The sequence below is a fragment of the Lentzea kentuckyensis genome (genome assembly GCF_002150765.1).
Classification (GTDB): domain Bacteria; phylum Actinomycetota; class Actinomycetes; order Mycobacteriales; family Pseudonocardiaceae; genus Lentzea; species Lentzea kentuckyensis.
The window spans coordinates 41,136-66,885 of sequence record NZ_MUYM01000081.1 but is presented as its reverse complement, the minus strand read 5'-3'; the positions used below and the strand labels follow the sequence as shown (position 1 = coordinate 66,885).

Genomic DNA, 25,750 nt, shown 5'->3' with positions numbered 1-25,750 from the left:
CGGGTGCCACGCACTCGTTCAGCGGACATGTTCCCGAAGCTGGTCTCGGCCGCGGCCGAGACGTTCATCGCGCAGGGCTTCCAACGGACTCAGATGCAGGACGTCGCCGACGCGTTGGGGGTGGCGAAGGGCACCGTCTACGGCTACGTCGAGAACAAGGACGCGTTGCTCGGGGCCGCGCTGCGGTTCGCCGACGGGGTGGAGTCGCTGCCCGAGGTGGCCGACCTGCCGGTCCGTGCGCCGGCGGAGGGCGAGCTGGCCGCGATGGTGGCCGAGCGGCTGGGGGGCGAGGTCGGGCAGCTGCGGCTGGTCGAGGCGTTGTCGAAACGACGACGTGGCCCGCTCGACGTGGAGCTGACCGAGATCATCACGAACCTGTACGACACGCTGTCCCGGCACCGGGTCAGTATCAAGCTGGTCGACCGCTGCGCCCCCGAGCTCCCGGAGCTGGCCGACGTCTGGTTCGGCCAGGGCCGGTCGGGTCTCGTTGTGGTGCTGACCGAGTATCTCCAGCGGCGCAAGGCGTTGCGGCTTCCCGGACCGGCGCCGCTGGTCGCTCGCACGATCCTGGAGACCTGTGTGTTGTGGGCGGTGCATCTGCACTGGGACCCCGCCCGGCAAGAGCCTCAGGACACCGCTGCCGTTCCATCCACGCTGGCAGGCCTGCTCACGCGTGGACTGCTGCCTGAAGGGGCATCGACATGAGCAAGAAGCTCAGCAACGAAGGTCTGCGTGAGGTGTGGGATCGCTATGCGCCGCGCTACGACCGCGACATCGGGTTCTTCGAACGCGTCCAGTTCAGCGGCGGCCGTGAATGGGTGTGCCCGCAGGCGACCGGTGACGTGCTCGAGGTGGCGATCGGCACCGGCCTCAACCTCCCGCACTACCCGGCGGACGTCAGGCTCACAGGCCTGGACCTCAGCCCGGCTATGCTCGACATCGCCCGCACTCGCGCGGCCGAGCTCGGGCGTGAAGTCGAGTTGCACGAGGGAGACGCGCAGGCGCTGCCGTTCCCGGACGAGTCATTCGACACCGTGGTCTGCACGCTCGGCCTGTGCGGCGTCCCGGACGAGCGTGCGGCGATCGCCGAGATGCACCGCGTGCTGCGTCCTGGCGGGAAGCTGTTGTTGCTCGACCACGTCGGCAGTCACCACCGAGTTGTCCACTTCGGACAATCGTTGCTGGAGAAGCTGAGCGTGCGGATGTGCGGCGACTACCAAACCCGGCGGCCGTTGCCGTTGGTGGAACAGGCCGGGTTCGTCGTGCAGCGGCAGGAACGGCTCAAGCTCGGCATGGTCGAACGGGTGGCCGCGGTCAAAGCCTGAGCCGCTGTTCCAGCAGAGCCTGCTCGGCAGGGTTGGCGGTCAGTGTCAACGCGCGCTGATCTGCCTCGCGTGCCTCGTCGTCACGGCTGAGGTCGCGGAGTAGTTCGGCGCGCGTGGCGTGGTAGAGGTGGTAGCGGTCCAAGGCGAGGGAATCCAGTTCGGCCAACGCTTTCTCCGGCCCGGCGACGTACCGGAGCGCGATCGCGCGGTGCAGCCGGGTCACAGGGGACGGCGCGAGGCAGAGCAGCATGTCGTAGAGGATCACGATCTGCGGCCAGTCGGTGTCTTCCCAGGACTTCACCTCCGCGTGGCACGCGACGATGGCCGCCTGGAGCTGATACGGGCCAGGACGGCGATCGCGGGCAGCACGGGTGAGCAGCTCCACGGCCTCGCCGATCACCTGCTGGTCCCACCGCGACCGGTCCTGATCCTGCAGCTGCACCAGGTTGCCGTCGGGGGAGAAGCGGGCGTCAGCGCGAGCGCGGTGTAGCCGGATCAGGGCGAGCAGGCCGGCGATCTCGGGCTCGCGCGGCATCAGTCCGTGCAGCAACGAGGCGAGCCACTCGGCATCGGAGACGAGGTCGTATGACTGCACGCGGTCCGGACTGTTGGACAGGTAGCCCTCGTTGAACGTCAGGTAGACCACGTGCAGCACCTGCGCGAGCCGCTCGCCGAGCTCTTCAGGCGCGGGAATCCGGTAGGGGATGCCCGCGTCGGTGATCTTGCGCTTGGCGCGGGTCAGCCGTTGCGCCACCGTGGTCTCCGGCTGCAGGAACGCGCGGGCGATCTGCGCGGTGGTCAGCCCGCACACCACGCGCAACGTCAGCGCGATCTGCGCCTCGCGGGACAACGCGGGGTGGCAGCAGGTGAAGATCAGCCTTAGCCGGTCGTCCGGTTCGGGCTGCACGGGCCACTGCAGCTGTGCGAGCTTCTCGCGGTAGCGGGCTTGGCGGCGCAGCACGTCCAGCCCGCGGTTCTTGGCCACGGTGAACAGCCACGCGTCCGGCCTCTCCGGGACACCCTCGATCGGCCACCGCCGCAGTGCCGTCTCCACCGCGTCGGCGACGACGTCCTCGGCGGCCGAGAAGTCGCCCAGCAGCGACACCAAGGATGCGGCCAGTCGGCCCGCGTGCTCACGCACCACGCGGGCCAGCACGGCATCCGGTGAGGTCACATCAAGACCGGGCGGATTTCCACCACCGGACAGGCAGGCCAGGTGCGCGCCATGCGCAGCGCCTCGTCCAGATCGGCGACCTCGACCTCGACGTAGCCGCTGACCACTTCCTTGCCCTCGATGAACGGGCCGTCGGTGATGATCGGCTCGCCGTCCTCCAGCCGCACGGTGGTCGCGGTCTCCGGCCCGGCGAGCTTGCGATTGTGTGTGATCTTGTTCGCATGCTCGGCCATCCATTGCTGGACCTTGGCGAAGCCCGCGTCGCGCTCGGCCTGGTCCATCGCCTCCCAGTCCTTCTCCCACTGCTCGGTCTCGCAGAACATCAGCACGTACTTCATGCTCGACACCTCCTGACCAGAAGACGATCGGCGCCGAGCCTGCCACGACATCGGCCGCGAGGAATTTCGATCAGCCTTGCGGGACAGCCCGTAGGCCCGCGTTGAGGCAGCGCAGCGCGGCGCCAACAGCCGCGGCGGCGGTGATCTCGAAGATCTCGTCCTCGCTGAGACCCGCGGACTTGAGATCGGCGATGTCGGTGTCGGTCACCCGGAACGACGAGTCGCGGACCTTCGCGGCATACGACGCCCACGGTGCGTCGGCCGGTTCACCGCTCGCCGCAGCGCGCCGCGTCGCCGGGTCGGTCTTGGCGGGGGAGTCGAACACCGTCGTGCGCAGGTTGCCGACCAGCCGGACGTACCGATCACCGGTCGTGACGCCGTTCGTCGGGCCGGTCAGGAAGCCTGGGAAGCGATAGCCGAAGCGGTGCAGCGACTTCGTGCCTTTGAGGAGCTGCTCCTCGGAGTCGAGCTGGAAGCCGAACGCGTTGGCCAGCCGGTTGACGATGTTCCAGATCAGGTTGACGTGCAACGCGTCCAGCACCGCCTCGCGCCCAACACCCTGAGGGACGTCGGCCGCGCTCACCTCGTCCGGCGCGGTGGTGACCTTCTCCAGCAGGGCTAGGACCGCGGTGAGTTCGGGTCGTGCCGAGCCGGGGTCGGCCGCGTCGATCTCGCCGTTTGAGGCGATCCTGGTCATCTCGGTGTGGCTGTCGATGCAGAACGGGCACTGCAGCAGCTGGGCGGTGAACATCGCCATGTACTCGCGTTCACCCGCGGTCCAGAACGACGGGCCGCGCATCATCTCGGCGGACAGGTCGAGCAGCGGTGCGCCGAGGAACTCCGGCCGGTACAGCAGTGTCTTCGGCACGTCGGACATCGGCACCCGCGAGGTCAGCTCCGCGAAGGAGAAGAACATCCGGACGCGCAGCCGGTGCTCGTGGTCCAGCACGTCGAGTCGCATCACGCACCTCCGGTGGGGGCGGCCATCTCGTCGAGTAGAAGACGATCGAACCCCACCCGAACTCGACACGCAGGGCCAGATCGACCCCAGAAAATCAGACCTTGAGACGCGGGCGGACGGCTACCAGCGGCACGAGAGCCAGCGCGATGACTCCTGCCGCGAACGACAGAGTGGGAAAACTGCTGCTCGCGACGACGAACCCGGAGGCCATGCCACCAGTGGCACCGGACACGGCGATGGCCGTGTCGATCCGCCCCTGCACGGTGGCGCGAGTCTCGAGTGGAACTGTGTCCGTGACGAGCGCGCTGCCGCTGACCAGTCCGAGGTTCCAGCCCAGCCCGAGCAGCCCGAGCGCGAGGGCGAGCAGCGCGGTGGAGTCGGCGGGTGCGAAACCGGCCACCAGCCCCGCCGCGAGCAGGGTGACGCCGGAGGCGGCGACGACCGGCAGCCTGCCGATTCGGTCGACGAGCCAGCCGCTGATCGGCGACGGCAGGTACATCCCGGCCACGTGGACGGCGATGACGAACCCGGTGGCCGCCAGGTCGTGGCCGTGGTGGCGCATGTGGACCGGGGTCATGGTCATGATCGCGATCATCACCGGCTGGATGATCACCATGGTGGTCGCGCCGATCAGCAGCAGCCGTTTGTTGCCGCTGGAGTTGCCGCTCGCCACGGGATCGGCGGGCAGGGACCGGGCGGTGAGGAGTGGGTCGGGCCGCAGCATCACCCACAGCACGATGGCGGCTGCGGTGTAGGCGAACAGCGCGAGGATGAACGGCCCCGCGAGCACCGGGACGTTCCAGCTCGCGGCGAGCTCGCCGGTCGGGGTGACGAGGTTGGGGCCGAGCACCGCGCCGGCCGTGGTGGCGACGAGCACCGTGCTCACTGCACGGCCGCGGCCTTGTGGGGCAGCCAGATCAGCGCCGGCGTAGCGGGCTTGCAGGTTGGTCGAGCTGCCGGCGCCGTAGACGAACAATGCGACGAACAACAGCACGGCGTTGTCGGTGGCGGCGGCGATGACGACTCCGAGCGCGCCCACTGCGCCGGTGAGGTAACCGCCGGCGAGACCGACGCGTCTGCCGTGCAGGCCGGAGACGCGGGCAAACAGAAGAGCGGCGAGCGCGGAGCCGATGGTGAACAGGGCCGCGGGTAAGCCTGCAGCGCTGGTGGCTCCGAGCATGTCCTGGGCCAGCAGCGCGCCGACGGTGATGCCCGCGGCCAGTCCGGCGCCGCTGAGGATCTGGGCCGCGACAAGCACCGTCAGGATGCGTCGCTGGGCAGGGTGACGATTGATCAGAGTGTCCATTTCTCGGGGCGTCAGACCGCGACGGGGAGGTCGGCGAGGCGCCACTCGAGCATGCCGTCGGCCAGGCGCCGGGCAGTTCGTCCCTGCGCGGTGAGCAGCCGGACGGCCTCGTGCGAGAGCACGCAGTAGGCGCCGCGGCAGTACGCCACGACCTCCTGGTCGACCGGAAGCTCGGCTAGCCGGTCCGCCAGCTTGTCCAGCGGAACGGACACGGCACCGGGGATGTGCCCGGCGGCGTACTCCTCGGCGGGCCGCACGTCGATCACCGTCGCGCGTCCCGACCGGACGCGTTTGAGGAGCTCCTCGCGGCTGACTGCTTCCGTGTCGTCGCCGAGGTAGGCCTCACGCGCGGTGCGGACGTCCGGCAGCCGGTCGTCCGCGACGGTGCGCAGCTGCGCGAACAGCGCGGCGACGTCGTCTCCGGCGAGCCGATAGAAGATCTTCGTGCCCTCGCGCCGAGTGACCACGAGATTGGCCTGCTTGAGCGTCTGCAGATGCGCCGACGCGGTCGTCAGTCCCAGCTCCGCCGACTTCGCGAGCGCGTCGACCGTGCGCTCGCCCTGAGCGATCAGGTCGAGCAGCTCCAGTCGTTTGCCGCTCGCGAGGGCTTTGCCGACCCGAGCGAACTGGTCGAACAACGCGTTCTTGGCATCCCGATCGCCCATGGTTCTCCAATCATCCTTGGAATAGTGTAGAACACTGGATGTGGGAAGGAGACGATGACCGTGGCTGAGGTGCTTTCGCTTGTCGACGAGGGGCTGGGGAACTCCGCGTATCTGGTCGATCTGGGCGACGGCCGGGCGCTGGTCGTCGACGTGAGCCTCGACCTGAGGGAGATCGGCCGCGCGGCGCAGCGACGTCGGCTGAGCGTGGCGTTCGCCGCTGACACCCACCTGCACGCCGACTTCCTGTCCGGCGCCCGCCAGCTCTCCGCGACCGAGGACACCCGCGTGCTCGCCTCAGCGGCCGGGCACCGCGAGTTCGCACATAGCGGGCTGCGTGACGGTGACGAGGTCGACCTCGGTGGCTTACGGCTGCGAGCGTTAGGGACACCAGGCCACACCGACGAGCACCTGTCGTACCTGCTGCTCGACGGCGACCGTCCGCTCGGGGTGTTCACCGGTGGCTCGCTGATCGTCGGCGCTGCCGCCCGCACCGACCTCGTCTCACCCGACCGGACCGAGGAGCTCGCTCGCGCTCAGTACGCGTCGCTGCGCAGGCTCGCCGAGCTGCCCGACGACGTGGCGGTCTGGCCCACGCATGGAGCCGGATCGTTCTGCTCGGCTCCGCCTGGCGCGGACCGAACCAGCACGATCGGCAGGGAGAAGGCGACGAACCCGTTGCTGCGTGCGGCTGACGAGGACGCCTTCGTGAAGGAGCTGCTCGGCTCACTGGGCAGCTACCCGCCGTACTTCCGCCGGCTCGGCGAGATCAACCGCCAGGGCGTTCTGGTGGGAACACCTGAGCTGCCGCCGCTAGAAGTTGGTGCGGTGCGGCGGCTGCTGGCCAACGGCGCGCGATTGATCGACGTCCGGCCGCTCGACCAGTTCGCCGCCGCGCACGTGCCCGGCGCGCTGTCGATTCCGCTGCGGCCGGCGTTCGCATCGTGGCTCGGCTGGCTGGCGCCGCACGACCAGTCGCTCGTCGTGGTGCGTGGCGCTGGCCAGGACCCGGCGGAGATCGTCTGGCAGGCGGCCAAGATCGGCTACCTCGACCTCGCGGGCGAGCTCGCCGGCGGGATGGACGCGTGGACTGCCGCCGAACTTCCCACGACCACAACCAGGTTGGTGGGCCCGGACCAGGTGAGCGGACCGGTCCTGGACATCCGGCAGGAGCCCGAGTTCGCCTCCGGGCACCTGCCGGGCGCGCAGCACGTCGAACTCGGTGACCTGCCCAGCCGCGTCGACGAAGTCCCACAGGAGCCGCTGGTCGTGATGTGCGGCCACGGGGAGCGCGCTATGGGCGCGGCCAGCCTCCTCGAACAGGCAGGACACCGCGACGTCGCCGTCCTCACCGGCGGACCTCAGGACTGGGCAGACGCGACCGGCGGACGCCTGGAGAGCGGCCGGTGAGCCTCCAACTCGGCCTGCGCGCCAACCTCGCCCAGTTCAGCCTGCTCGTCGCGGTCAACGCACTGGTCGGCGGTGTGCTCGGACAGGAACGCGCGGTGCTGCCGCTGCTGGCCAAGGACGAGTTCGGCCTGACCGGCTATACGTTCGTGCTCACCTACGTGGTCGCGTTCGGTCTGACCAAGGCCGCCACCAACTACTTCGCGGGCACCTGGTCCGACCGCTTCGGGCGCCGCCCGGTGCTGCTGGCCGGGTGGCTGGCCGCGATCCCCGTGCCGCTGATGCTGATCTGGGCGCCGTCGTGGGGCTGGGTGGTCGCGGCGAACGTGCTGCTCGGCGTCAACCAAGGCCTGACCTGGTCCACCACCGTGATCATGAAGATCGACCTGGCCGGACCGTCCCGCCGTGGCCTCGCGATGGGCCTCAACGAAGCCGCCGGCTACATCGCCGTCGCGGTCACCGCGCTCGCCACCGGCTATCTCGCCGCCCGCTACGGCCTGCGGCCGGCACCGTTCCTGCTCGGACTGTCCTATGTGGTCCTCGGTATCGGATTGACCGTGTTCGCCGTGCGGGAGACCCGAGAACACGCCCGGCTTGAAGCGACACAGCACCCCGCTGCCGCTGAGGGCATGCCGAGTGACCGGGAGATCTTCACCCGCACGAGCCTGCGGGAGCCCGCGTTGTCGGCGGCGAGCCAGGCTGGGATGGTGAACAATCTCAACGACGGTCTGGCGTGGGGCCTGTTCCCGATCCTGTTCGCCACCGCCGGCCTCTCGGTCGCCAAGATCGGTGTCCTGGCCGCCGTCTACCCGGCCGTGTGGGGCCTCGGGCAACTGGTCACCGGCCCGCTGTCAGACCGGTGGGGCCGCAAACACCTGATCACCGCAGGCATGCTCATCCAAGCTGCCGCGCTCGCGCTCGTCGCGGTCGCCGACACCTTCACGGTGTGGCTGGTGGCGGCCGTGCTGCTGGGCGCAGGCACCGCGATGGTCTACCCGACCCTGCTGGCGACGATCGGCGACGTCGCGCACCCAGCGTGGCGTGCGCGAGCGGTTGGCGTCTACCGGCTCTGGCGCGACGGTGGCTTTGCGGTGGGCGCTCTGCTCGGCGGCATCGTCGCCGACCTCTGGGGCCTGCGCGCCGCGGTGTGGGTGGTCGCCGCACTCACAGCGCTGTCCGGAATCGTGGTCGCCGTGCGCATGTACGAAACCCATTCCAACAGGAAGGTCAACACGTGACCGTCCCACGTGGACTCCTCGACGGACCGATCTACCTCGACTACAACGCCACCACACCTATCGATCCAGCGGTGACCGAGTCGATGCTGCCGTACCTGACCGCGGAGTTCGGCAACCCGTCCAGCACACACCACTACGGCCGCGAGTCCCGCATCGCGCTGGACCACGCCCGTGATCAGGTCGCAGCGCTTCTCGGCACGTCAGCTGAGCGGATCGTGTTCACCGGGTCCGGCTCCGAGGCCGACAACCTCGCCATCCGCGGCACCGTGCTCGCCTCCGGCGTCAACCGGCCGCACGTGATTACCCAGCCCACCGAGCATCCCGCCGTGCTCCAAGCGTGCGAGGCGTTGCGCCGCTGGCACAACGCGGAGGTCACGTTCCTGCCCGTCGACACCGACGGCCTGGTCGACCCGGCCGATCTCACCGCGGCGATCAACCCGCGCACCGTCCTCGTGTCCGTCATGGCGGCGAACAACGAAACCGGTGCCCTGCAACCGATCGACGAACTGGCCCGCATCGCCCGCGAGTACGGCGTGGTGTTCCACACCGATGCCGCCCAGGCGATCGGCAAGATCCAGTTCGACGCGACCGAGCTCGATCTCGTGACGGTGGTGGGGCACAAGATGTACGCACCCAAGGGAATCGGCGCCCTGTGCATCTGGCCCGGTGTACCCCTGGAGCCGTTGGTGTACGGCGGTGGCCAGGAGCACGGCCTGCGCGCGGGCACCGAGAACGTCGCTCTCGCCGTCGCCCTCGGCACCGCCGCCGAACTCGCCGCGAAAGACCTCGCATCAGGCGGCCACGACCGCATCCGCGAGCTGCGCGACCGCCTGCACCACCGGCTCACCACCGCACTGCCCGGCCGAGTCCACCTGAACGGCCCTGGCTCGGCCCGGCTGCCCAACACCCTCAACATCAGCATCGACGGCATCGCCGGACACGAACTGCTCGACGCCACAACGGCAATCGCCGCCTCCACCGGCTCGGCCTGCCACAGCGGCAACCACCAGCCCTCACCCGTGCTCACGGCCATGGGCATGCCCGCCGACCGCGGCCTGGGCGCCCTGCGGTTGTCGCTGGGCCGCTGGAGCACCGCCGAGCAGATCGACCAGGCCGCACACCACATCGTCGCCGCAGCCAGCTGACACCACAGAAAGCAGGAGCCCATGACCGAGGCGAACCCCACGCCCGAGCGTCGCGCCGGCCTGTCCACGAGGTGCGTCCACGCCGGTGACGTCCGTGATCCCCAAGGCGCCATCCACACACCGCTCTACGGGCACTCCACGTTCGCCTTCGACTCCACAGCAGACCTCCTCGACGTCGTCGAGGGCCGCGCGGAGGGCAACCTCTACACGCGCTACGGCCTCAACCCGACCATCCGCTCCCTCGAACACAAACTCGCCGACCTCGAAGACGCCCAAGCCGCACTCGCGTTCGGATCCGGCATGGCCGCGGAAGCCGCGACCTTCCTGTCCCACACCAAGACCGGCGAGCACATCGTGTGCCTGGGCGACGTCTACGGCGGCACGTTCGAACTCCTCGGCGAGAACCTGCCCCAGCTCGGCATCGACACCACGTTCCTCACCGCGGGCGAAGTCGATCAGGTCCCGTCCGTGCTGACCGACCGCACCCGGATCGTGTTCTTCGAAACCCCGACCAACCCCACCCTCGACGTCTTCGACATCGTCACGATCTCCCAGCATGCACACGCCGTGGGCGCGTTGGTCGTCGTGGACAACACCTTCGCGACCCCGGTCAACCAGAACCCGCTGCACCACGGCGCCGACCTGGTGATCCACTCTGCCACCAAGTACCTCGGCGGCCACAGCGACCTCACCGCCGGTGCCGTCGCAGGACCCGCCGAACTGCTCACACCGATCGCCACCTGGCGCAAGAACCTCGGCCAGGTCATCGCCCCGGAGATCGCGTCGCTGCTCGCCCGCAGCATCCGTACCCTCGTCGTCCGCGTCCGCGCGCAGAACGTCGCCGCCACCGCCGTCGCGGAGTTCCTCAACGATCACCCGCGCGTCACCGGGGTCAACCACCCCAGCCTGGCCACCGGTGACCAGGCCGCCATCATCAAGACACAGATGCGCGGCCACGGTGGGATGCTCAGCTTCCTCGTCGACGGCGACGCAGCCGCTACCGCAGCGGTCGTGGACCGGCTGCGCGTCTTCAGCATCGCCGCCAGCCTCGGCGGCGCGGAAAGCCTCGTCACCCAACCGATCACCACGACCCACCACGGCCTCGACCCGGCCGAGCGCGCTCGCCGCGGAATCGCGGACAGCCTGGTCCGCCTGTCGGTGGGCCTCGAAGACGCCGAAGACCTCATCGCCGATCTGGCCCAGGCGCTGAACGCCGCGTGAGCTCGGCCTGTTGCGGTGGGCTCATGCCTGCCGCAACAGGCGATGTCCCGGCTGGCCTCGCACGACGTGGTCAGCGGAAAGCCTGGACGAGATACAGGAGTGCCAGGCTTATGGCGAGTCCGCCGAGGAGGCGCCGCAGCACGACGTCGGGCAGGCGCGGTTGGAGATGGGCGCCGAGGTAGCCGCCGAGCAGACCACCCAGTCCGCAGGCGAGGCCGAGCAGCCATTCGGGTGCGATGTCCCCTGAGGTGGTGAAGGACAGCACGGCATAGGTTGCCGCACCGACGATCGAGGTCAGAAACGTCGAGGCAAGGGCTGCCGGTGCGACAACTGTGACCGACAGGCCCAAGCCCACGAGGACGGGGCCGAGGATCGAGCCGCCACCGATCCCGTAGATCCCACCGACCGCGCCAGCGACCAGACCGAGCGTCATGACGAGCTTGGGCGACGGTTGACGGCGTTGACCGTGATGCCGCGGCCGTACGGTTCGCCAGCACAGCCATACGCCGAGAGGTAGCAGGACTGCGGCGACGATGAGCCTGAACTCGCGGGCGCCAGGTACCGCGAAGACCCTGATCAAGGCGCCTACGACGACGCCGGGCAGAGTGCCGGCGATGAGCTGGCGCGTCAGCGGACCGCCCAGGGAACCGTGCCGTCGGTAACGGAGCAGAGCGCCGGGCGCGGCCACGATGTTGAACATCAGGTTGGTCGGCGTGACGGCCGGACTGGGAACGGCCAGCACGCTGAGTTGCACCGGCAAGAGGAACACCGCACCGGAGACGCCGACCGGCGCTGTCACCAGAGAGATCAACAATCCCGCGGCGAAGCCGAACGCGTACTGGTGCCAGGCCACGCACTCGTCCTTTGAAAGACAGGTTTCCCCGTGCCCGAACGTCTCCGGGCCGCGATCACGATAGCCAGGCACCACGAGGCCGATCCCGCACGTTGGGATGCCTCGCCCGGTCGCCGTCGGCCTGGTCGTCCTGCGGGTTCTCGGTGAGGACATAGCAACAGGCGTTGATATGAGGCCGCCGAAGTCTGTTCCAACGTATCAATGAGCGTTAGGATGTGCATGTGACTGAGGAACGCCGGGACACCTGTGACCTGTTGTGCCTGGACTTGCCGCACGCCGAGGAGATCCGGACGGGTCTGCCTGAGCTGTCTTCGGTGGAGTCGGCCGCGGCAGCGGCGCGGGCGCTGGGTGATCCCACGCGGCTGCGGATCGCGGCGGCGTTGCTGACCGGCGGGGAGCTGTGCGTGTGTGACGCCTCGTGGGTCGTCGGCGCGGCGCAGAACCTGACTTCGCACCACCTCCGGCAGCTCAAGATCGCCGGACTGGTGTCGTCCCGTCGTGACGGCCGGCTCGTGATGTACGCGCTGACCGGCCGCGGCCGGGTGCTGGTCGCCGCGGTTCTGGCAGAGCACACGGACGAGGTCGTGCCCGCGGGCATGGCCGACAGCAGAACACTGGAGGGGTGAGTCGTGGCTGACGAATGCTGCGGGCCGCAGGAGCCGCGCTCAAGGACAACGACGGCGCAAGACGACCCGCAGGTCGACGACCACGGTCCCGAGCAGGGGTCGGGAAGCTGGTGGCAGGTCCGCGAGCTGCAACTGGCCGCTGTCGCCGCGGTGCTGTTGGCGGCCGGGTTCTGGCTTGGTTCCACGGGAGCGGAGCTGGTGGGCAACGGGCTGACGCTGGCCTCGGCGGTGGTGGGCGCGGCCTCGTTCGTGCCGGGAGCGGTGCGCAACCTGCTGCGTCGCCGGGTCGGGGTGGCCACCCTGATGACGATCGCCGCGATCGGCGCTGTCGCGTTAGGACAGATCACCGAGGCCGCCATGCTCGGCGTGCTGTTCTCCATCGCCGAAGGCCTGGAGCACTACGCCATCGCACGCACCCGCCGGGGCTTGCGAGCACTGCTTGGCCTGGTCCCGCCTACCGCGTCGGTGCTGCGGGACGGGACCGAGCTCCAGGTCGCGCCGGACGAACTCGTGGTCGGCGACCGCATGGTGCTGCGACCCGGTGAACGCGCCGCGACCGACGGAATCATCCGCACCGGCCACACCAACCTCGACCTGTCGGCGATCACCGGCGAGTCGGTGCCGGTCGAGGCCGGACCGGGCAACACGGTGCACGCGGGCGCGATCAACGGCGGCGGCGCGATCGAGGTCGAGGTCGCCGCACGCGCCTCAGACTCCTCGCTGGCACGGATCGTGCACATCGTCGAGGAGGCCCAGGACCGCAAGGGCACCGGGCAGCGCCTCGCCGACCGCATCGCCCGCCCGCTCGTCCCGGCGATCATGATCCTGGCAGTGCTCATCGCTGGGATCGGAGCGCTGCTGGGCGACCCCATGGTGTGGCTCGAACGCGCGCTCGTTGTGCTCGTCGCCGCGTCCCCGTGCGCGCTGGCGATCTCCATTCCGCTGACCGTCGTCGCCGCAGTGGGTGCGGCGAGCAGGCAAGGTGCGCTGGTCAAGGGCGGCGCCGCGCTGGAGGAACTCGGCCGCATCGGCACGGTCGCCCTGGACAAGACCGGCACGCTGACCCGCAACGCTCCCCGCGTCGTGGACGTCCTGCCCGCTGGCGAGAGCACCCGAGAGCAGGTGCTGGTAACCGCCGCCGCGCTCGAGGCACGCAGCGAGCACCCGCTGGCCCGCGCGATCCTGCAAGCTGCGGACACCGTGCCGGCCGCCGACGACGTCACCGCGGTGCCCGGTCACGGCCTGACCGGAACCTTGGACGGTTCCTCGGTGCGGCTGGGCAAGCCCGGCTGGGTTGATCCCGGATCGCTGCGCGGTGAGGTCAACCGGCTTCAGCAGGCCGGCGCCACCGTGGTGCTCCTCGAGCGGGACGGGACTCTGCTCGGCGCCGTCGCGGTCCGAGACGAACTGCGTGACGAAGCTGCTGAGGTCATCAGCAGGTTGCGCGACCTGAACATCGACACCGCGATGCTCACCGGCGACAACACCGCCACCGCAACGGCTCTGGCAGGCAAAGCGGGCATCACCACAGTCCACGCCGAACTGCTGCCCGAGGACAAGGCGACGCTGGTCGGTCAGCTGCGCAACGGCCGCAAGATCGCCATGGTCGGCGACGGCGTCAACGACGCTCCCGCGCTGGCCACCGCCGACGTCGGCATCGCCATGGGCGCCATGGGAACCGACGTGGCGATCGAAACAGCCGATGTGGCGCTGATGGGGGAGGACCTGCGTCACCTGCCCCAGGTGCTGGCGCACGCCCGCCACGCCCGCCGGGTGATGCTGCAGAACGTCGGCCTGTCGCTCGCGATCATCGGCGTGCTGATTCCGTTGGCCGCCTTCGGTGTTCTGGGGTTGGCCACTGTCGTGCTCGTGCACGAGTCCGCCGAGGTGCTGGTCATCCTCAACGCCATCCGTGCCGCCAAGAGCACTCCGCTTCCCGAGGTCACCGCAGTCGCTCCGACCACGCCGCAGGCGCTGAACCTCACGGTGGCGAGCACGCCGAAGCAGGGCGACTCCGGCTGCTGCGACGCATGCTGAAGGCAGCGTGTTCGTGACCGCTAGCCTGGTGCGCGTGTCTGGCGCCGGCAGCATGCGGATGATCGCGCGAGTGAGCCTCGTGCGGGTCTTCGCCGTGCTCGCGCTGGTCGTCGGGATCGCGTTGCTTCAGGGCACGCCGTGCGAGCGGGACGTCGCCTGGTCCTCACAGTGCACGACCGTGGGGACGCAGGTGTTCGCGGACGTGCCGATCACCGGTGAGGCCGCACCGGATCTGCTCGAAGACCTCGGCGGAGTGTCCGAAGCCTGCCTGGCGGTGCTGCTCGCCGTCCTGCTCGTGATCGCGGGACTGCTCGGTCCCAGGCTGTTCCTGGCGAGCGCCGTGTCCGTGCCAGTGCCGTGGCAGGGTCCGGATCGACGTCCGGGTGTGCGCCTCACACAGCTCTGCGTGCTGAGGACGTAGACGATCACGTGCCGCTCCAGCCTCCGGCTGGGGCGGCACGTGATCGTCCACATTCTTCGCACCGTTGCAGAGGTATGTCGTCATGACCAAGAACGCCAGGCTTTCGTTGATCATCATCGCTGTCGTCGTGGTGGTGGTCGGAGGCTTCATCCTGATCAGCAAGCTCACCGGGCCCTCGACGCCGCAGCAGGCCGGGCCCACTAACGCCGTCGGACCCGTCCCGGCGCCTGCGACGGCCGCGCTTGTCCGGCCCGACAGTCACAAGCTCAACGACGTGCCCAACGCCAAGGTGACCGTGGTCGAGTTCCTCGATCTCGAATGTGAGGCGTGCCGTGCGGCTTACCCCGGCGTGGAGAAGCTGCGGGGCGAGTACGGCGACCGCGTGACGTTCGTGATGCGTTACTTCCCGGTTCCCGCCCACCGCAACGCCGAGCTGGCCGCCACTGTTGTGGAGGCCGCGGGCAAGCAGGGCAAGCTCGAAGCGATGTACCACCGCATGTACGAGAGTCAGGCGAGCTGGGGCGACCAACAGGTCTCCCACCGCGAGACGTTCTTCGGATTCGCTCGTGACCTCGGCCTGGACATGGCCAAGTTTGAAGCCGACGTGAACGACCCGGCCACTGTGGAGCGCGTGCTCAAGGACCGCAAGGACGGCGTGACCGTGGGAGTCCAGGGCACGCCGACCTTCTTCGTCAACGGCACCAAGTTCCAGGGTCCGCCGAGCTACAGCGCGCTCAAGGCCACCATCGACCGGGAACTGGCCAAGTGACGTCAACCGAAGTGCGGTTCGTGACCAGGCTGCTCCCGTGGCTGCTCATCGCGGGCGGCGGGATCGGCCTGGTCACGGCCTTCGTGCTGACCGTCGAGAAGATCGCGCTGCTCAGAAACGCCGACTATGTCCCGACGTGCAGCATCAACCCGGTGCTGAGCTGCGGCTCGATCATGAAGACTTCGCAGGCCGAGGTGTTCGGGTTCCCGAACCCGCTGCTCGGCATCGCCGGGTTCGCAGCGGTCGTCACGATCGGCGTGGTGCTGGCAACCGGAGCTGCACTACCGCGCTGGTGCTGGCTCGGCCTGCAGGCCGGCGTCACGTTCGGCGTCGTGTTCGTGCACTGGCTGATCTTTCAAAGCCTGTACGTGATCGGCGCGCTGTGCCCGTACTGCATGGCCGTGTGGGTCGTGATGATCCCGATCTTCTGGTACACGACGCTGCACAACCTGGAGCAAGGGCATCTGCCGTCACCACGACGAGCAACGGCGACATTGGCCGACTACCACAGCGTGGTGCTCATCCTGTGGTACCTGCTCATCGCCGGTGCGGTGCTGCAGGCGTTCTGGTTCTACTGGTCGACGTTGATCGGCTGACTCAAGTCTTGATCACCTTGGGGCGTGCCGTTCAACGCCGCCCCCATTCTGGAGGCAATTGATGGACGCGCAGGCGACGGCCCCGAACTGGTCCCGGCGGGTGATCGGGATAGCGGTCGGCATCGCACTGGTGCTGCTCGGTGCGGCTGGAGGGATCGCTATCGGCCGTTCCAGCTCGCCCGACAACGCACCGACCGCGGTCGACATTGGGTTCAACCAGGACATGTCGTGGCACCACCTGCAGGCCGTGCAGATGGCCAACCTCGTTCCAAGCCGCAGCGACGACCCCGACGTGCGCCAGATCGCGTTCGACATCGGATCGACACAGCTCGAGCAGGTCGGCCGGATGAAGGGCTGGCTCAACATGTGGGGCGAGCTCGAGCAGGCGCCCGCGGGCCAGCTGATGACGTGGATGAACGGTGATCACCACCATTCCGCGTCCGGTGTGGACGGTGGCCGCATGCCGGGCATGGCTACGTCGCAGGAGCTCGCTCGCCTGCGCGGGTTGAGCGGCAAGGAGTTCGACGTGCTGTTCCTGCAGCTGATGACGCGGCACCACGAAGGTGGCGGCGCGATGTCTCGGTACGCGGCGGAGAAGGCGGCCACTCCGGTCGTGCGAAATCTCGCCAACTCCATCGCGACCAGCCAGGACGCTGAAGTGCTGACACTTAAGGCGATGCTCACCGCCCGCAACGCGCAGCCGCTCGGCACTGGCTGATATCAGCACGCCGCTCCTATAGCCACCTTGTGGTCACCGGGTCGTCCACGGAGTCGGTGTCGACCGCCAGGACAACGTCCACGAGTTCGCGGAGAGCGCGGGCGAGATTCTGTGAGGAGTGTCGGATGGCCGGCTTGGCATTGGGCATGTCCGTGGTCTACCTGGCGCTGGCGTTCGGCTGGCGCAGTTGGGTGCAATGGCGCGCGACAGGGTCCACAGGCTTCCTTGGTGTCCGCGGCCCGATGGGCTCGCTCGAATGGTGGGGCGGTGCGCTGTTCGCGGCGGCGCTCGTCCTGGGCCTGGCAGCCCCCGCGCTGCAGCTCGCCGGCGTGCTCACACCGGTCGATGCTCTCGATGGAGGAGGCGGTCACGCTATCGGCGCGGTGCTGTCGGCCGGCGGAGTCGCGGCCACGTTGGCGGCTCAGCGGGTGATGGGCACGTCCTGGCGAATCGGTGTGGATCAGGCGGAAGCAACTACGCTGGTCACGCACGGCCTGTTCGCGCACGTGCGCAACCCTGTCTTCACCGCGATGATCACGACCGGCGTCGGCCTGGCCTTGTTGGCGCCCAACGTGATCGCTCTGGGAGCCCTGGTTGCGCTCGTACTCGCGATTGAGGTCCAGGTCCGTGTGGTGGAGGAACCGTACCTGCTGCTCACGCACGGCGAGGCATACAAGGCTTACGCCTCGCGCGCCGGCCGGTTTCTGCCCGGCCTCGGCCGACTTCGCTCGTCGGCCAGCTGAGCGGTTGCGTGCGGGGTTACCTGGATCGCCACAGCGTTCACCAGCCCGACTTATCGACATCAACCAGGGAGGGGTACGCGGTGCTGGTCGACGGATTCGAAGAGATCGCCAATGTCGTCTGCTCGTTCGAGCACATCGTCCGCGGTGAACACCAACTGTTCCGGCTTGCGGCAGTCGCGGACCTCGTCCCACGTGACCGGTGTTGCCACGGTCGGCTCGTCGCGACCGCGTAGCGAGTAGGGCGCGATGGTGGTCTTGGCGGCGTTGTTCTGACTCCAGTCGATGAACACCTTGCCCTCACGGCGCGCCTTCGTCATTGTGGCCGTCACCTGTTGAGGTGTCTCCTGCTCGAAGGCCACCGCGATGGCTTTTGCGTAAGCCGAAGGGGCCTGTGCGTTGGTCGTCTCGATGCCTGCGTAGACCTGCATCCCCTTCGAGCCGGAAGTCGTGGCGACCGGGGCAAGCCCGTCGGCGACGAGCACTTCGTACAGCCACTCGGCCACCCGGCAGCAATCGACGATCGTGGTGCCCGGTCCGGGATCGAGATCGAACACGAGTCTGTTCGGCAGTTCTCGTGCGCCGTCCGCAACTGTCCATTGAGGAACGTGGAGTTCGAGCGCCGCGAGGTTGGCGGCCCACACGAGGGCCGCGAGTTCGTGCAGCAGCGGATACCGGACGATCTCGTTCGCGTCGGCTCCCCGCCGGGAACCGCCGCTGCGCAACGACACGGTCGGCAGCCAGCCCGGCGCGCTCGCGTCGGTGTTCTTCTGGAAGAACTTCTGCCCGTGTACCCCGTTGGGGAACCTGACGAACGTGACCGGTCTGTCGCGCAAGTGCGGCAGCAAGATCGGAGCGATCCTGCTGTAGTAGGCAATGATCTCGCTCTTGGTCGTGCCGTCCGGATACAGAGCCTTGTCCAAGTTCGACAGGGTAAGTGTGCGACCACCCGCGTTGACCGTCACGCGACTGCCGATCTCGGGCGACTCGGCGGCACGCTGCGGGCTGGGGCGGCCTGGCTGCGGTGCGATCACCTCGGACGGATCGCGGTCCGCGCGCAAACCACGCCACGCGGTGTGCCGCAGTCGACCGTCGTCGCCGCGGGTGAACTGCCGGAACCGCACCTCGCCGACCAGCACCGGGTCCACCCATCGAGCACGCACGACATCCTCACGCGGGGGCGCGACTGCAAACGGGTGGCCGGGGCGCTCCAGCGGTTGCAGCCGGTCGCGCAGCTGATCGCGATCCTGCCTGGTGAAGCCGGTGCCCACATCGCCGATGTAGACCAGGTCGCCGGTGTCCGGGTCGTGCGCGCCGAGCAGGAGTCCGCCGACGGTGCCGGTGAAGCCGCTCTGGCCAGGCCTCCAGCCGCACACGATGACCTCGTGTGTCTGCACGAGCGGGTGCTTGCACCAGAAGTCGGGCCGCTTGCCTGGGAGATAAGGAGAATCGAGCCGCTTGGCGACAAGGCCTTCGTGACCTTCTGCTGCCACGCGCTCGAGGAGCCGTTGCGGAGTCAGGCGCTCGGCGGACAGATCGTCGGCGGTGAACGACGGCACCACGGTGATCCGGAACGGATCAGGCATGGGGAGCTCGGTGAGCTGTTGCCGTCGCTGTTCGTACGGCCGGTCGAGGAGAAGCTGGTGGTCGAGCTGTAGGAGGTCGAACGCCAGGAACCGGACCGGGACGTCGTCGAACGGGTCAGTTCGCCGGGCGGTGCGGTGCCTTTGGAAGCGGCCTCGTCGTTGCTGCAGCAGGCCGAAGTCGATCTGGCCTGCCTCGTTGTAGACCACGACCTCACCGTCGAGGACCGCGGCGCGCCCTCGCAGCGCCGCGGTGAGCACGCCGGTCAGCTCAGCGAACTCGGCGGTGAGGTCGAGACCGTTACGGCTGGTCAGCACCGTGGTGCCGTCCGCAGCGATCCGCATCGCCACGCGGTAGCCGTCCAGCTTGTACTCATAGGCCCACTGCGGGCCCTCGCGGAGACGGCCGCCGTCGGGCTTGGCGAGCATGGGGTCGATCCACGCGGGAACGGAGCTGTGCGCTGCGGCCATGGTGACCTCCGTTCCTGGTGTGTTGCCCTCTCACCAGGAATCTGAAGGTAACCCGATCGGCCTAACTTCGCGCGTCGGTGCAGGTCAGCTCCGTCTACTCGCGTAACCGCAGCACGTCGAAGGAGACAAGCTGGTCGGGCACGTACAGCTTCTCTCGCCGACCGTCGGCGTAGTTGATCGCGTAGTTGACGACGCCGAGCCAGTCGCCTTCGACGCCGGGAAAGCGGCCGTGGAGCTGCCCTTTCACCGCACCGGTCAAGTCGAGTCCAGTGGGTATGACATGCCGCTTGGCGCCGGGTTTGCGGGCGAACAAGTCGTCCAGGCTGACCGAGACGCCGGTGATCACTGGTCTGCGGCCGTGTACGTCGTCGCCCTCCCAGATGGTGAATGGGCTGTTAATCATGTCGGCCGCCCTTTGAGGACAGTGCAGCCCGCGATCGGCTCTGGACGAGATCGAGGTAAAGCTCCTCGGACAGCTCCGCCCTGTCGGGTGCGGGTGCCGTGGCGGTCAGCCGCCAGAAGTGATCGGGGGTGTCGGTGGCGCAGGCCAGGCAGCTGATGTGGGCTTCGCCGTCGTGCACGACCGCTCGGAACTGAGAGTGGCCGAGGGTGTGCCGACCGAGTTTGCATCGCGCGGGCAGGAGCGCCACCCGACGGCCGGTCGTATCGAACCTGTACGTGAGCTGACCATCCATTTGGGACGGTTCGAGAAGCTGCCGATCCATGAGGCGAGAACCTATCACTGCGTTCGCACATATGTTCGCTTAGACACGTGCGGCGTCTCCTCCACCTCACGCTCCAATGGCGAGAGGGTGCGGCTCGCCCGTGAGTGCGGACAGCGCGGTTGCGACCTCGATCTCGTTGGCGCGGACGTAGGTCGTCGTTGTGGTCGCGGAGTTGTTTGCCGGCGAGTGGCCTGCGTAGGCCTGGGCGATGGCCAGTCCGAACCTGCGTTCAACGAAGGTGAGCGTCGTGTGGCGCAACCAATGTGTGCTGACCAGCTGGCGTGCAGCCCACTCGTGTTGTCGGCGCACGCGTGCCCACAGGCCGTCGTAGCGGCGCTTCGTGAGGGGCCTGCCATCTCGGTAGCGGAGCAGCGGACCTCGTGGATCCACACTGCCGCGCACGAGGCCGTGGTCGATCAGGTGCGCGATGAGGGTCGGAGATGCTGGCTGCCAGCGGAAGACCCCACCCTTCTCCTGCAGAAGGATCAGGCACTGTTCTTCGTCGATGTCGCAGGGGCGAAGAGCGAGCGCAGCACCAGTGCGGCAGGCCGTTTCCAGGTGAAGGCGGACGAGGAGCGCGTCGAGCGCTGGGTCGTTCCCCGTCGTGGACGCGACTTCCGCGACCTCCTCGACCCGCACGTTCTGCAGGCCTCGGCGTGTCGACGGGATCCTGCGAGGCTTTGCGACGAGCAGCGCGGGGTTGCGTGCAAGTGCGATGTGGTCATCGGCGGCCGCAAACTTGTAGAGACAGCGCAGCGCGGCGACCATGTGCTCGCCAGCGCTCCGGCCGCCACGACTGTTGCGCCGCACCACAGCCCGCGACTTCGTGGATTCGACCAACGCTGCGATTTCAGTAGCTGTAGGCTCATCGAGCGTTCGAGTTCCCCAGAGCGTCACCACTCGAGCCCAATAGATTCCGTAGAGGCGCCTGGTCCCATCGCTCACCGCGGTCGCGACAACGGGCACGAACTCGGCGAAGGTTGGCACGTGCTCGCCTGGAGCTTGCTGCGCGTCGAGAAGATCCTCGGGGGTCACGCCTAGCCGCTCGAGCACTGCGCGAGCTGTAGCTAGATCAGCTGCATCTGGGCGCTGCATGATCGAGTCCGACAGCAGGTGCGTGGTACGCGTTGAGAATTTTCCCCAACGCCGCGCAGTCGTACGCCAAGAGCACTGCCGACGTGGGAATGGAAACGAGCAGCAGTCTGTCGCCGGCGTTCAGGGAACGCCACCTCCGGATCGGGAGCGGCAGCTTGATGAAACCTCTGGGCGAGACCAGGTCAGTTCCGTAGTGAACTGAGCGAACAACGATGATGTCGCCGTGTAGCGCGATGTCGATCCGGCCTTCTGGCTCCCAGCTCAGCGTCCGAAGGATCCGGCGGTCGGTGAACCTGCCGTGGTCGTCGATCGCGGCCATTCCGAAGTGGATCGTGCCGTCCCGCGACAGCTCGCTGAGGTTGATCGAGGGGAGCGGCTCCGTCTTCAGGCACGCTGCCGTGAGGGAGTCCGGAACGACCGCGCCGATTATTGCCCCTGCGGTCGTAGGACCTGGTCGGTATCTACGGCGCTCCCTGCCGTCCCGTGTGCCAGTTGTCGCGGTCATGAGCTTTATGCAACCGCGCGTATGTGTGGATGCCCAGCGAACTGGCTTAAGACGTGCAACGCTGGGGAGTCGTTGAGTGAGCCGCCACTATTGCTGATCATGAGCGGCGTACAGGTGCGTGAGTACCGCGCGGAACGTCGGGTCGGCGATCTTCAGCTGTTGCACCCTCTTGTCGGTCTTTGAGTGGCACGCGGCGTGCACGATCAGATCGACCGCGTTCACCCCGTAGAGGCGGGCCAGCTGGGCGACCATGATCGGCGTTGGAAGGGTGACGCCACATTCGTAGTTGGACAGGGTTGCCACCGATACCTGTACCGGCGCAACGGTTGCCACGTCTGTGAGGCTCCAAGTGAGGTCGTTGCGCACGTCGCGCAGCGCCTTGCCGAGAGCCACTTTGTAAGGCTGCCGGGTCGAGAACCGGCCGAAGGCAGCTTCGATGTCGAGGCCGCGTTCCTCTGTGAGTTCCCTCAGTTCGGCATCGTCGGCCAACTGCAGTGTGGTCCGCGCGCGAACGCGCATTTCCTGTGGCAGCAGGAAGTAGTCCTCTGCCGGAAACGCCTCGAGGTCAGTCCGGCGGGTCAGCACGCCGCCCTTGATGAAGCGCTGTAACTGGTTGGCCAGATCCGCGTTTGAGAGCCTGGTCAGCTCGCGGAGTCGCACTGCCGTGAGCTCAAGGCCTACGCGTTCGAGGAACGCGGTCAACACCAATCCGCCTTTGCGGTTCCAGGACAGTCGGCGGTCCTTGGAGACCTTGTCGACCAACTTCACGATCTATCCGTGTCCTCGAGACTTGGCGCAGCCTCGTGCGGGAGCTCCGCGGAACGCAACGCCTCACCGAACCAAGCAGCATGGCGCTCCAGCTTCCGCGCCGCCGAGTCGACCAGAACGACCAGCACTTCGAACGCGCCAGCGCCGCCCAGGAGCGATGCAGCGCGCTGGATCGCAACCGCATCCCGTGCCGCGTGTGCGGACACGAAGGCGGACGCGACCTTGACGTTCTCGTACCACGCTGCGCGATCGTCGGCGTCCACGTCCTCCGGGATGGCGAACGTGATCGGGAACGCGATGGGCGAGACGAGTTGATCCTGTGGGACGCCGTCGAGCAGGACCCTTGCCAAGATGCTCGCTGCGGAGACAGCAATCCGCGGGTCCGCGTGGGTGACGACAGACTGGAGCGTGCGTTCGACCAGTTCGGGTTCCGACTGCAGGTGGTGACCGAGTGCGCGCAGGCCCCAGGAGGCTCCGAGTCTGCTGTCTGGGTCTTGCCGAAGTCGAGCCTCATCTTGAGCGATCTGCTCGACACCGCACGGGACGTATCCGATGTCGGCTGGTTCGCGATCACGCTCCACGGAGGGCGTCCTCGTAGGAGCGGCTCGTGAGGGGAGTGATCACTTCCTTGATCTGCGCGGATTCAGTCACGGGCTGCATGCCCTCGCGAGGCCATGGCAGGATCTGCTCCTCCTCGCGCCAGGCGAGGTCACACGCCCTGCACATCGGCCAGCAACGTTCGGATTCTGGCCACTTGTCGGACTTGGTGGTGACCTCGGTGCCGCACAACGTGCTTCCCGGGTCGCCTTCGGCGAGTGAACTCGGTAGCGCGTGGCGCGCCCCGTCATGCGGTTGCCATTTGTAGCTGCGAGTCATGCCCGATCACTTCCCGCGGACGTATGCGCGATCTGCGCGCGATGTCGGTAGTGATCCACTCAAATTGCCGCGCCGCTGAGAATCCAGCCCACGAATCTGCCGGCGATCTAGCAGGGATCTATCATCTGGCGCCTCTACCTGCACAAACGTGCGGATGCCCCGATTGGGTGAAGCTGGACATCTTTGGACTGATCCGCTGTTTTGTGCACCTTCCAAGCTAGGCTCGTGGTGAACTATGCGCATTCACATCAGGGGGATCGATGGCCACGCCGAGGGAGGCGTTCGCGAAGCGCCGCAAGGTTGTGGGTTTCTCACAGGAGCGGCTTGCTCTGCACCTTGGCGTCACCACCGGAACTGTCGGGCGATGGGAACGTGGCGAGGCGACTCCTGAACCGCCAACGCAGCGACGGCTCGTGCGAGCGCTCGAACTCACAAGTCTCCGTGAGTTGCTGGAGCTTCTCCATCCGCAGAAGTCGTTGCTCACAGTGGCGGACGAGTGTGTCGAGATGCGGTCGATCGGAAGTCGATCAGGCCAGCCTCGACGTGATCCTCGTGGGTCCATCCAGATCGGACACAGCCTTGACCGGGTGCACGGAGTCATCCCGCTTGTGCGGCGGGCACTCGATGCATTCGATCTTCCTGATGATGGGCCCACTCGTACGCTCGTTGAGATCAGCGCAGACGTGGCTCGCGTCAACGAGCACCGTCTTGAAGCCAGGTACGGCGCTCTTGCCGACGCCCTGCCGGACCTCCTCGCAGAGCTGGCGCGTGCAGGGCAGCTCGCTATGGAAGGCCTGCAGCAGCAACAGGTCGCGTTGCTTCGTGCTCTCGCACTTCGCGCTGCGGACGGGATAGCGTTCAAGTTCGGATACCTTGATCTCTCAGCCCGCCTCATCGATCTCATGCGGCAGTCCGCGGCTCAGGCGAATGACCCGCTGCTCGTGGCAGCCGCCGAGTACGTCCGCACCGAGACGTTCTTCGCCAGCGGTGATCTGAGCACTGCTGGTCGAGCACTCGTCAAGGCCGCCAGTGAGTCGTCTTTGTCCAATCTGGACGATGAACACGTTGCTGCCGCCTATGGATCCCTTCACATGCGAGCCGCAGTGGTGGCCGGGCGGATCGGCGATCCTCGCGCGGCCCGAGACCATCTGAGTGAGGCCAACGAGGCGGCCAAGAGGGTTCCTGAAGGCGTCTACCGCGGCACTGCCTTTGGCCCGCAGTCGATTCGCATCCACGAACTCGCGGTGGCCACCGAGCTGCGCGACCCGGCTGGCATCGAGCGGGCAGCGACATGGCATCCGTCGGGGGAGTTGCCCGCGGAGCGCCGTTCGCACTACTACATCGAGCTGAGTAACGCGCAGCACGAGCTGGGCCACCATGAAGAGGCCTATGTCTGCATCGAGATGGCGCGCGACGCAGCTCCTCAACACACGCGAGAACATCCTCAGGTCAAGAGCACGCTCGCTTCGCTGCTCCAGCACCGTCCTGGAAACAGCAGGGTGGTTGGGCTCGCAGCTTGGGCTGGAGCACGGGCGATCTGACGGGTCTAGTCAGCGAGCAGCGCAGGAAGCTCGTCGAGTGAGTCGATGACCCAATCGGCATCCCGTTCCACCAACGGATCGTTGGCCCAGAGGTATCCCCAAGGACCGCGGCGGATCAGCGCCGTGCGCAGTCCCACCGCCTTCGCGGCCACGACGTCGTTGTCCCGATGATCTCCCACGTACACGATCTGCTCCGCGGGCGCAGCAGCAGCTTCGACAACGCGATCGAAGAAGGCGTTCGATGGCTTGGCAACGCCCCATTCCCCGGACGTCGAGACGAAGTCTGCCGGCAGGGCAAGAGCCCGCAGCAGCTCGCCTGCACGGGTGGTCTGGTTGCCGGCAACCCCAACCTTGAGTCCAAGGCCGCGCAGCGCGGCGAGGCTTGACCGGACATCGGGGTAGAGGTCCTGCTCGTCGATCTGTTCGCCCAGCCCGGCGTCTTCGCGCAACTGCCGTTCGTGCGCGACGTCGAAGCCTGGCCGGAAGTACTGGAAGGTCTCCGCGTTGTCTCTTCCAGAGACTGTTACCGCGCCAAGAACTGTCGAGAACGTGTGTCGCGGTACGCCGATCCAGTCGGCCCACGCACCCCACTCGCGCGAATCGTCCAACAGCGTTTCTCCGACGTCGAAGACGACAGCAGTGACCATGC

The 25,750-nt window shown here is 67.7% G+C and carries 29 protein-coding genes; 14 read left to right on the top strand and 15 right to left on the bottom strand.

Features of this window, described 5'->3' with window-relative positions; translation table 11 throughout:
- Positions 1-3 precede the first annotated feature (3 nt).
- Positions 4-705: a helix-turn-helix domain-containing protein gene (locus B0F77_RS33905; protein ID WP_211294184.1), complete on the top strand. Its 702-nt coding sequence runs from the start codon at positions 4-6 to the stop codon at positions 703-705.
- A complete protein-coding gene (locus B0F77_RS33900; RefSeq protein ID WP_086667106.1) occupies positions 702-1,325 on the top strand; it encodes a class I SAM-dependent methyltransferase in 624 nt (207 codons plus the stop codon). Before B0F77_RS33905 ends, B0F77_RS33900 begins: the two co-directional genes overlap by 4 nt.
- Here B0F77_RS33900 and B0F77_RS33895 read toward each other — a convergent pair.
- The 5 genes from B0F77_RS33895 to B0F77_RS33880 all read right to left on the bottom strand — a co-directional run bounded on the left by B0F77_RS33895 (position 1,315) and on the right by B0F77_RS33880 (position 5,769).
- Positions 1,315-2,499, bottom strand: coding sequence for an RNA polymerase sigma factor (locus tag B0F77_RS33895; RefSeq protein WP_245848988.1), 1,185 nt, complete (start codon positions 2,497-2,499; stop codon positions 1,315-1,317). The two genes, B0F77_RS33900 and B0F77_RS33895, sit on opposite strands and share 11 nt — an antisense overlap.
- Positions 2,496-2,837, bottom strand: a complete 342-nt coding sequence (locus tag B0F77_RS49280; RefSeq protein WP_211294183.1) for a YciI family protein — start codon at positions 2,835-2,837, stop codon at positions 2,496-2,498. The genes B0F77_RS33895 and B0F77_RS49280 overlap by 4 nt, the downstream gene beginning before the upstream one ends.
- Positions 2,838-2,907: 70 nt before the next feature.
- On the bottom strand, positions 2,908-3,798 hold the full coding sequence (locus tag B0F77_RS33890; RefSeq protein ID WP_086667104.1) for a carboxymuconolactone decarboxylase family protein: 891 nt from the start codon (positions 3,796-3,798) through the stop codon (positions 2,908-2,910).
- Between the two features lie 94 nt (positions 3,799-3,892).
- Complete coding sequence (locus B0F77_RS33885; protein ID WP_211294182.1) at positions 3,893-5,104, bottom strand: MFS transporter; 1,212 nt, start codon at positions 5,102-5,104, stop codon at positions 3,893-3,895.
- 11 nt (positions 5,105-5,115) lie between these two features.
- A complete protein-coding gene (locus B0F77_RS33880; protein ID WP_086667103.1) occupies positions 5,116-5,769 on the bottom strand; it encodes an ArsR/SmtB family transcription factor in 654 nt (217 codons plus the stop codon).
- A gap of 54 nt (positions 5,770-5,823) precedes the next feature.
- Here B0F77_RS33880 and B0F77_RS33875 point away from each other — a divergent pair, with 54 nt between their 5' ends.
- Genes B0F77_RS33875 through B0F77_RS33860 form a run of 4 tightly spaced genes read left to right on the top strand, consistent with a single transcriptional unit; the run spans position 5,824 to position 10,777 of the window.
- Positions 5,824-7,176, top strand: coding sequence for an MBL fold metallo-hydrolase (locus B0F77_RS33875; protein WP_086667102.1), 1,353 nt, complete (start codon positions 5,824-5,826; stop codon positions 7,174-7,176).
- On the top strand, positions 7,173-8,411 hold the full coding sequence (locus B0F77_RS33870; RefSeq protein ID WP_245848986.1) for an MFS transporter: 1,239 nt from the start codon (positions 7,173-7,175) through the stop codon (positions 8,409-8,411). The genes B0F77_RS33875 and B0F77_RS33870 overlap by 4 nt, the downstream gene beginning before the upstream one ends.
- A complete protein-coding gene (locus B0F77_RS33865) occupies positions 8,408-9,556 on the top strand; it encodes a cysteine desulfurase family protein (RefSeq protein WP_086667101.1) in 1,149 nt (382 codons plus the stop codon). The genes B0F77_RS33870 and B0F77_RS33865 overlap by 4 nt, the downstream gene beginning before the upstream one ends.
- Positions 9,557-9,577: 21 nt before the next feature.
- The gene (locus B0F77_RS33860) at positions 9,578-10,777 is read left to right on the top strand and encodes a trans-sulfuration enzyme family protein (RefSeq protein ID WP_086667100.1); all 1,200 of its coding nucleotides are present in this window, start codon (positions 9,578-9,580) and stop codon (positions 10,775-10,777) included.
- A gap of 70 nt (positions 10,778-10,847) precedes the next feature.
- Here B0F77_RS33860 and B0F77_RS33855 read toward each other — a convergent pair whose 3' ends face one another.
- A complete protein-coding gene (locus B0F77_RS33855) occupies positions 10,848-11,630 on the bottom strand; it encodes a sulfite exporter TauE/SafE family protein (protein ID WP_245848984.1) in 783 nt (260 codons plus the stop codon).
- A 221-nt stretch (positions 11,631-11,851) separates the two neighbouring features.
- Between B0F77_RS33855 and B0F77_RS33850 the strand changes: the two genes are divergently transcribed.
- The 7 genes from B0F77_RS33850 (at position 11,852) to B0F77_RS33820 (ending at position 17,540) form a co-directional block, all read left to right on the top strand.
- Positions 11,852-12,256 (top strand): ArsR/SmtB family transcription factor, encoded by a 405-nt coding sequence (locus B0F77_RS33850; RefSeq protein ID WP_086667098.1) that lies wholly within the window; start codon positions 11,852-11,854, stop codon positions 12,254-12,256.
- Between the two features lie 3 nt (positions 12,257-12,259).
- Positions 12,260-14,293, top strand: a complete 2,034-nt coding sequence (locus B0F77_RS33845; protein WP_086667097.1) for a heavy metal translocating P-type ATPase — start codon at positions 12,260-12,262, stop codon at positions 14,291-14,293.
- 13 nt (positions 14,294-14,306) lie between these two features.
- Positions 14,307-14,714 (top strand): hypothetical protein, encoded by a 408-nt coding sequence (locus B0F77_RS33840; protein ID WP_143467024.1) that lies wholly within the window; start codon positions 14,307-14,309, stop codon positions 14,712-14,714.
- An 82-nt stretch (positions 14,715-14,796) separates the two neighbouring features.
- Entirely contained in the window at positions 14,797-15,483 is a 687-nt protein-coding gene (locus B0F77_RS33835) for a DsbA family protein (RefSeq protein WP_086667095.1), read from the top strand.
- A 20-nt stretch (positions 15,484-15,503) separates the two neighbouring features.
- Positions 15,504-16,079, top strand: coding sequence for a vitamin K epoxide reductase family protein (locus B0F77_RS33830; protein ID WP_211294181.1), 576 nt, complete (start codon positions 15,504-15,506; stop codon positions 16,077-16,079).
- A 61-nt stretch (positions 16,080-16,140) separates the two neighbouring features.
- A complete protein-coding gene (locus tag B0F77_RS33825) occupies positions 16,141-16,797 on the top strand; it encodes a DUF305 domain-containing protein (RefSeq protein WP_086667093.1) in 657 nt (218 codons plus the stop codon).
- 125 nt (positions 16,798-16,922) lie between these two features.
- Complete coding sequence (locus tag B0F77_RS33820; RefSeq protein ID WP_086667092.1) at positions 16,923-17,540, top strand: methyltransferase family protein; 618 nt, start codon at positions 16,923-16,925, stop codon at positions 17,538-17,540.
- A 59-nt stretch (positions 17,541-17,599) separates the two neighbouring features.
- Here B0F77_RS33820 and ligD read toward each other — a convergent pair whose 3' ends face one another.
- The 8 genes from ligD to B0F77_RS33780 all read right to left on the bottom strand — a co-directional run bounded on the left by ligD (position 17,600) and on the right by B0F77_RS33780 (position 23,560).
- The gene (gene ligD, locus B0F77_RS33815) at positions 17,600-19,591 is read right to left on the bottom strand and encodes a DNA ligase D (RefSeq protein WP_086667091.1); all 1,992 of its coding nucleotides are present in this window, start codon (positions 19,589-19,591) and stop codon (positions 17,600-17,602) included.
- Between the two features lie 94 nt (positions 19,592-19,685).
- Positions 19,686-19,994, bottom strand: coding sequence for a hypothetical protein (locus tag B0F77_RS33810; protein WP_086667090.1), 309 nt, complete (start codon positions 19,992-19,994; stop codon positions 19,686-19,688).
- Entirely contained in the window at positions 19,987-20,316 is a 330-nt protein-coding gene (locus B0F77_RS33805; RefSeq protein ID WP_086667089.1) for a hypothetical protein, read from the bottom strand. Before B0F77_RS33805 ends, B0F77_RS33810 begins: the two co-directional genes overlap by 8 nt.
- A 66-nt stretch (positions 20,317-20,382) precedes the next feature.
- On the bottom strand, positions 20,383-21,351 hold the full coding sequence (locus tag B0F77_RS33800; RefSeq protein ID WP_342746865.1) for a tyrosine-type recombinase/integrase: 969 nt from the start codon (positions 21,349-21,351) through the stop codon (positions 20,383-20,385).
- 37 nt (positions 21,352-21,388) lie between these two features.
- Complete coding sequence (locus B0F77_RS47320; protein ID WP_143467023.1) at positions 21,389-21,916, bottom strand: hypothetical protein; 528 nt, start codon at positions 21,914-21,916, stop codon at positions 21,389-21,391.
- An 87-nt stretch (positions 21,917-22,003) separates the two neighbouring features.
- The gene (locus B0F77_RS33790; protein WP_086667086.1) at positions 22,004-22,684 is read right to left on the bottom strand and encodes a helix-turn-helix domain-containing protein; all 681 of its coding nucleotides are present in this window, start codon (positions 22,682-22,684) and stop codon (positions 22,004-22,006) included.
- Positions 22,681-23,034 carry a hypothetical protein gene (locus B0F77_RS47315; protein WP_143467022.1) on the bottom strand — a complete coding sequence of 118 codons (354 nt, stop codon included), beginning with the start codon at positions 23,032-23,034 and terminating at the stop codon, positions 22,681-22,683. The genes B0F77_RS33790 and B0F77_RS47315 overlap by 4 nt, the downstream gene beginning before the upstream one ends.
- Before the next feature lie 220 nt (positions 23,035-23,254).
- Positions 23,255-23,560, bottom strand: a complete 306-nt coding sequence (locus B0F77_RS33780; protein WP_086667084.1) for an HC3 family zinc finger protein — start codon at positions 23,558-23,560, stop codon at positions 23,255-23,257.
- Positions 23,561-23,820: 260 nt separating this feature from the next.
- On the opposite strand from B0F77_RS33780, the gene B0F77_RS33775 reads away from it, so the two are divergent.
- Complete coding sequence (locus B0F77_RS33775; protein ID WP_086667083.1) at positions 23,821-25,101, top strand: helix-turn-helix domain-containing protein; 1,281 nt, start codon at positions 23,821-23,823, stop codon at positions 25,099-25,101.
- Positions 25,102-25,106: 5 nt separating this feature from the next.
- Here the strand turns inward: B0F77_RS33775 and B0F77_RS33770 are convergent, their stop codons facing one another.
- Positions 25,107-25,748 carry an HAD family hydrolase gene (locus B0F77_RS33770; protein ID WP_086667082.1) on the bottom strand — a complete coding sequence of 214 codons (642 nt, stop codon included), beginning with the start codon at positions 25,746-25,748 and terminating at the stop codon, positions 25,107-25,109.
- Positions 25,749-25,750 lie beyond the last annotated feature (2 nt).

What these genes read in the sequence shown, in the direction of transcription:
- B0F77_RS33900 (WP_086667106.1), top strand. Translation starts at nt 702, where the DNA reads ATGAGCAAGAAGCTCAGCAACGAAGGTCTGCGTGAGGTGTGGGATCGC.
- B0F77_RS49280 (WP_211294183.1), bottom strand. Translation starts at nt 2,837, where the DNA reads ATGAAGTACGTGCTGATGTTCTGCGAGACCGAGCAGTGGGAGAAGGAC.
- B0F77_RS33890 (WP_086667104.1), bottom strand. Translation starts at nt 3,798, where the DNA reads ATGCGACTCGACGTGCTGGACCACGAGCACCGGCTGCGCGTCCGGATG.
- B0F77_RS33885 (WP_211294182.1), bottom strand. Translation starts at nt 5,104, where the DNA reads ATGGACACTCTGATCAATCGTCACCCTGCCCAGCGACGCATCCTGACG.
- B0F77_RS33880 (WP_086667103.1), bottom strand. Translation starts at nt 5,769, where the DNA reads ATGGGCGATCGGGATGCCAAGAACGCGTTGTTCGACCAGTTCGCTCGG.
- B0F77_RS33875 (WP_086667102.1), top strand. Translation starts at nt 5,824, where the DNA reads ATGACCGTGGCTGAGGTGCTTTCGCTTGTCGACGAGGGGCTGGGGAAC.
- B0F77_RS33860 (WP_086667100.1), top strand. Translation starts at nt 9,578, where the DNA reads ATGACCGAGGCGAACCCCACGCCCGAGCGTCGCGCCGGCCTGTCCACG.
- B0F77_RS33835 (WP_086667095.1), top strand. Translation starts at nt 14,797, where the DNA reads ATGACCAAGAACGCCAGGCTTTCGTTGATCATCATCGCTGTCGTCGTG.
- B0F77_RS33825 (WP_086667093.1), top strand. Translation starts at nt 16,141, where the DNA reads ATGGACGCGCAGGCGACGGCCCCGAACTGGTCCCGGCGGGTGATCGGG.
- B0F77_RS33820 (WP_086667092.1), top strand. Translation starts at nt 16,923, where the DNA reads ATGGCCGGCTTGGCATTGGGCATGTCCGTGGTCTACCTGGCGCTGGCG.
- ligD (WP_086667091.1), bottom strand. Translation starts at nt 19,591, where the DNA reads ATGGCCGCAGCGCACAGCTCCGTTCCCGCGTGGATCGACCCCATGCTC.
- B0F77_RS33810 (WP_086667090.1), bottom strand. Translation starts at nt 19,994, where the DNA reads ATGATTAACAGCCCATTCACCATCTGGGAGGGCGACGACGTACACGGC.
- B0F77_RS33805 (WP_086667089.1), bottom strand. Translation starts at nt 20,316, where the DNA reads ATGGATCGGCAGCTTCTCGAACCGTCCCAAATGGATGGTCAGCTCACG.
- B0F77_RS47320 (WP_143467023.1), bottom strand. Translation starts at nt 21,916, where the DNA reads ATGACCGCGACAACTGGCACACGGGACGGCAGGGAGCGCCGTAGATAC.
- B0F77_RS33780 (WP_086667084.1), bottom strand. Translation starts at nt 23,560, where the DNA reads ATGACTCGCAGCTACAAATGGCAACCGCATGACGGGGCGCGCCACGCG.
- B0F77_RS33775 (WP_086667083.1), top strand. Translation starts at nt 23,821, where the DNA reads ATGGCCACGCCGAGGGAGGCGTTCGCGAAGCGCCGCAAGGTTGTGGGT.
- B0F77_RS33770 (WP_086667082.1), bottom strand. Translation starts at nt 25,748, where the DNA reads ATGGTCACTGCTGTCGTCTTCGACGTCGGAGAAACGCTGTTGGACGAT.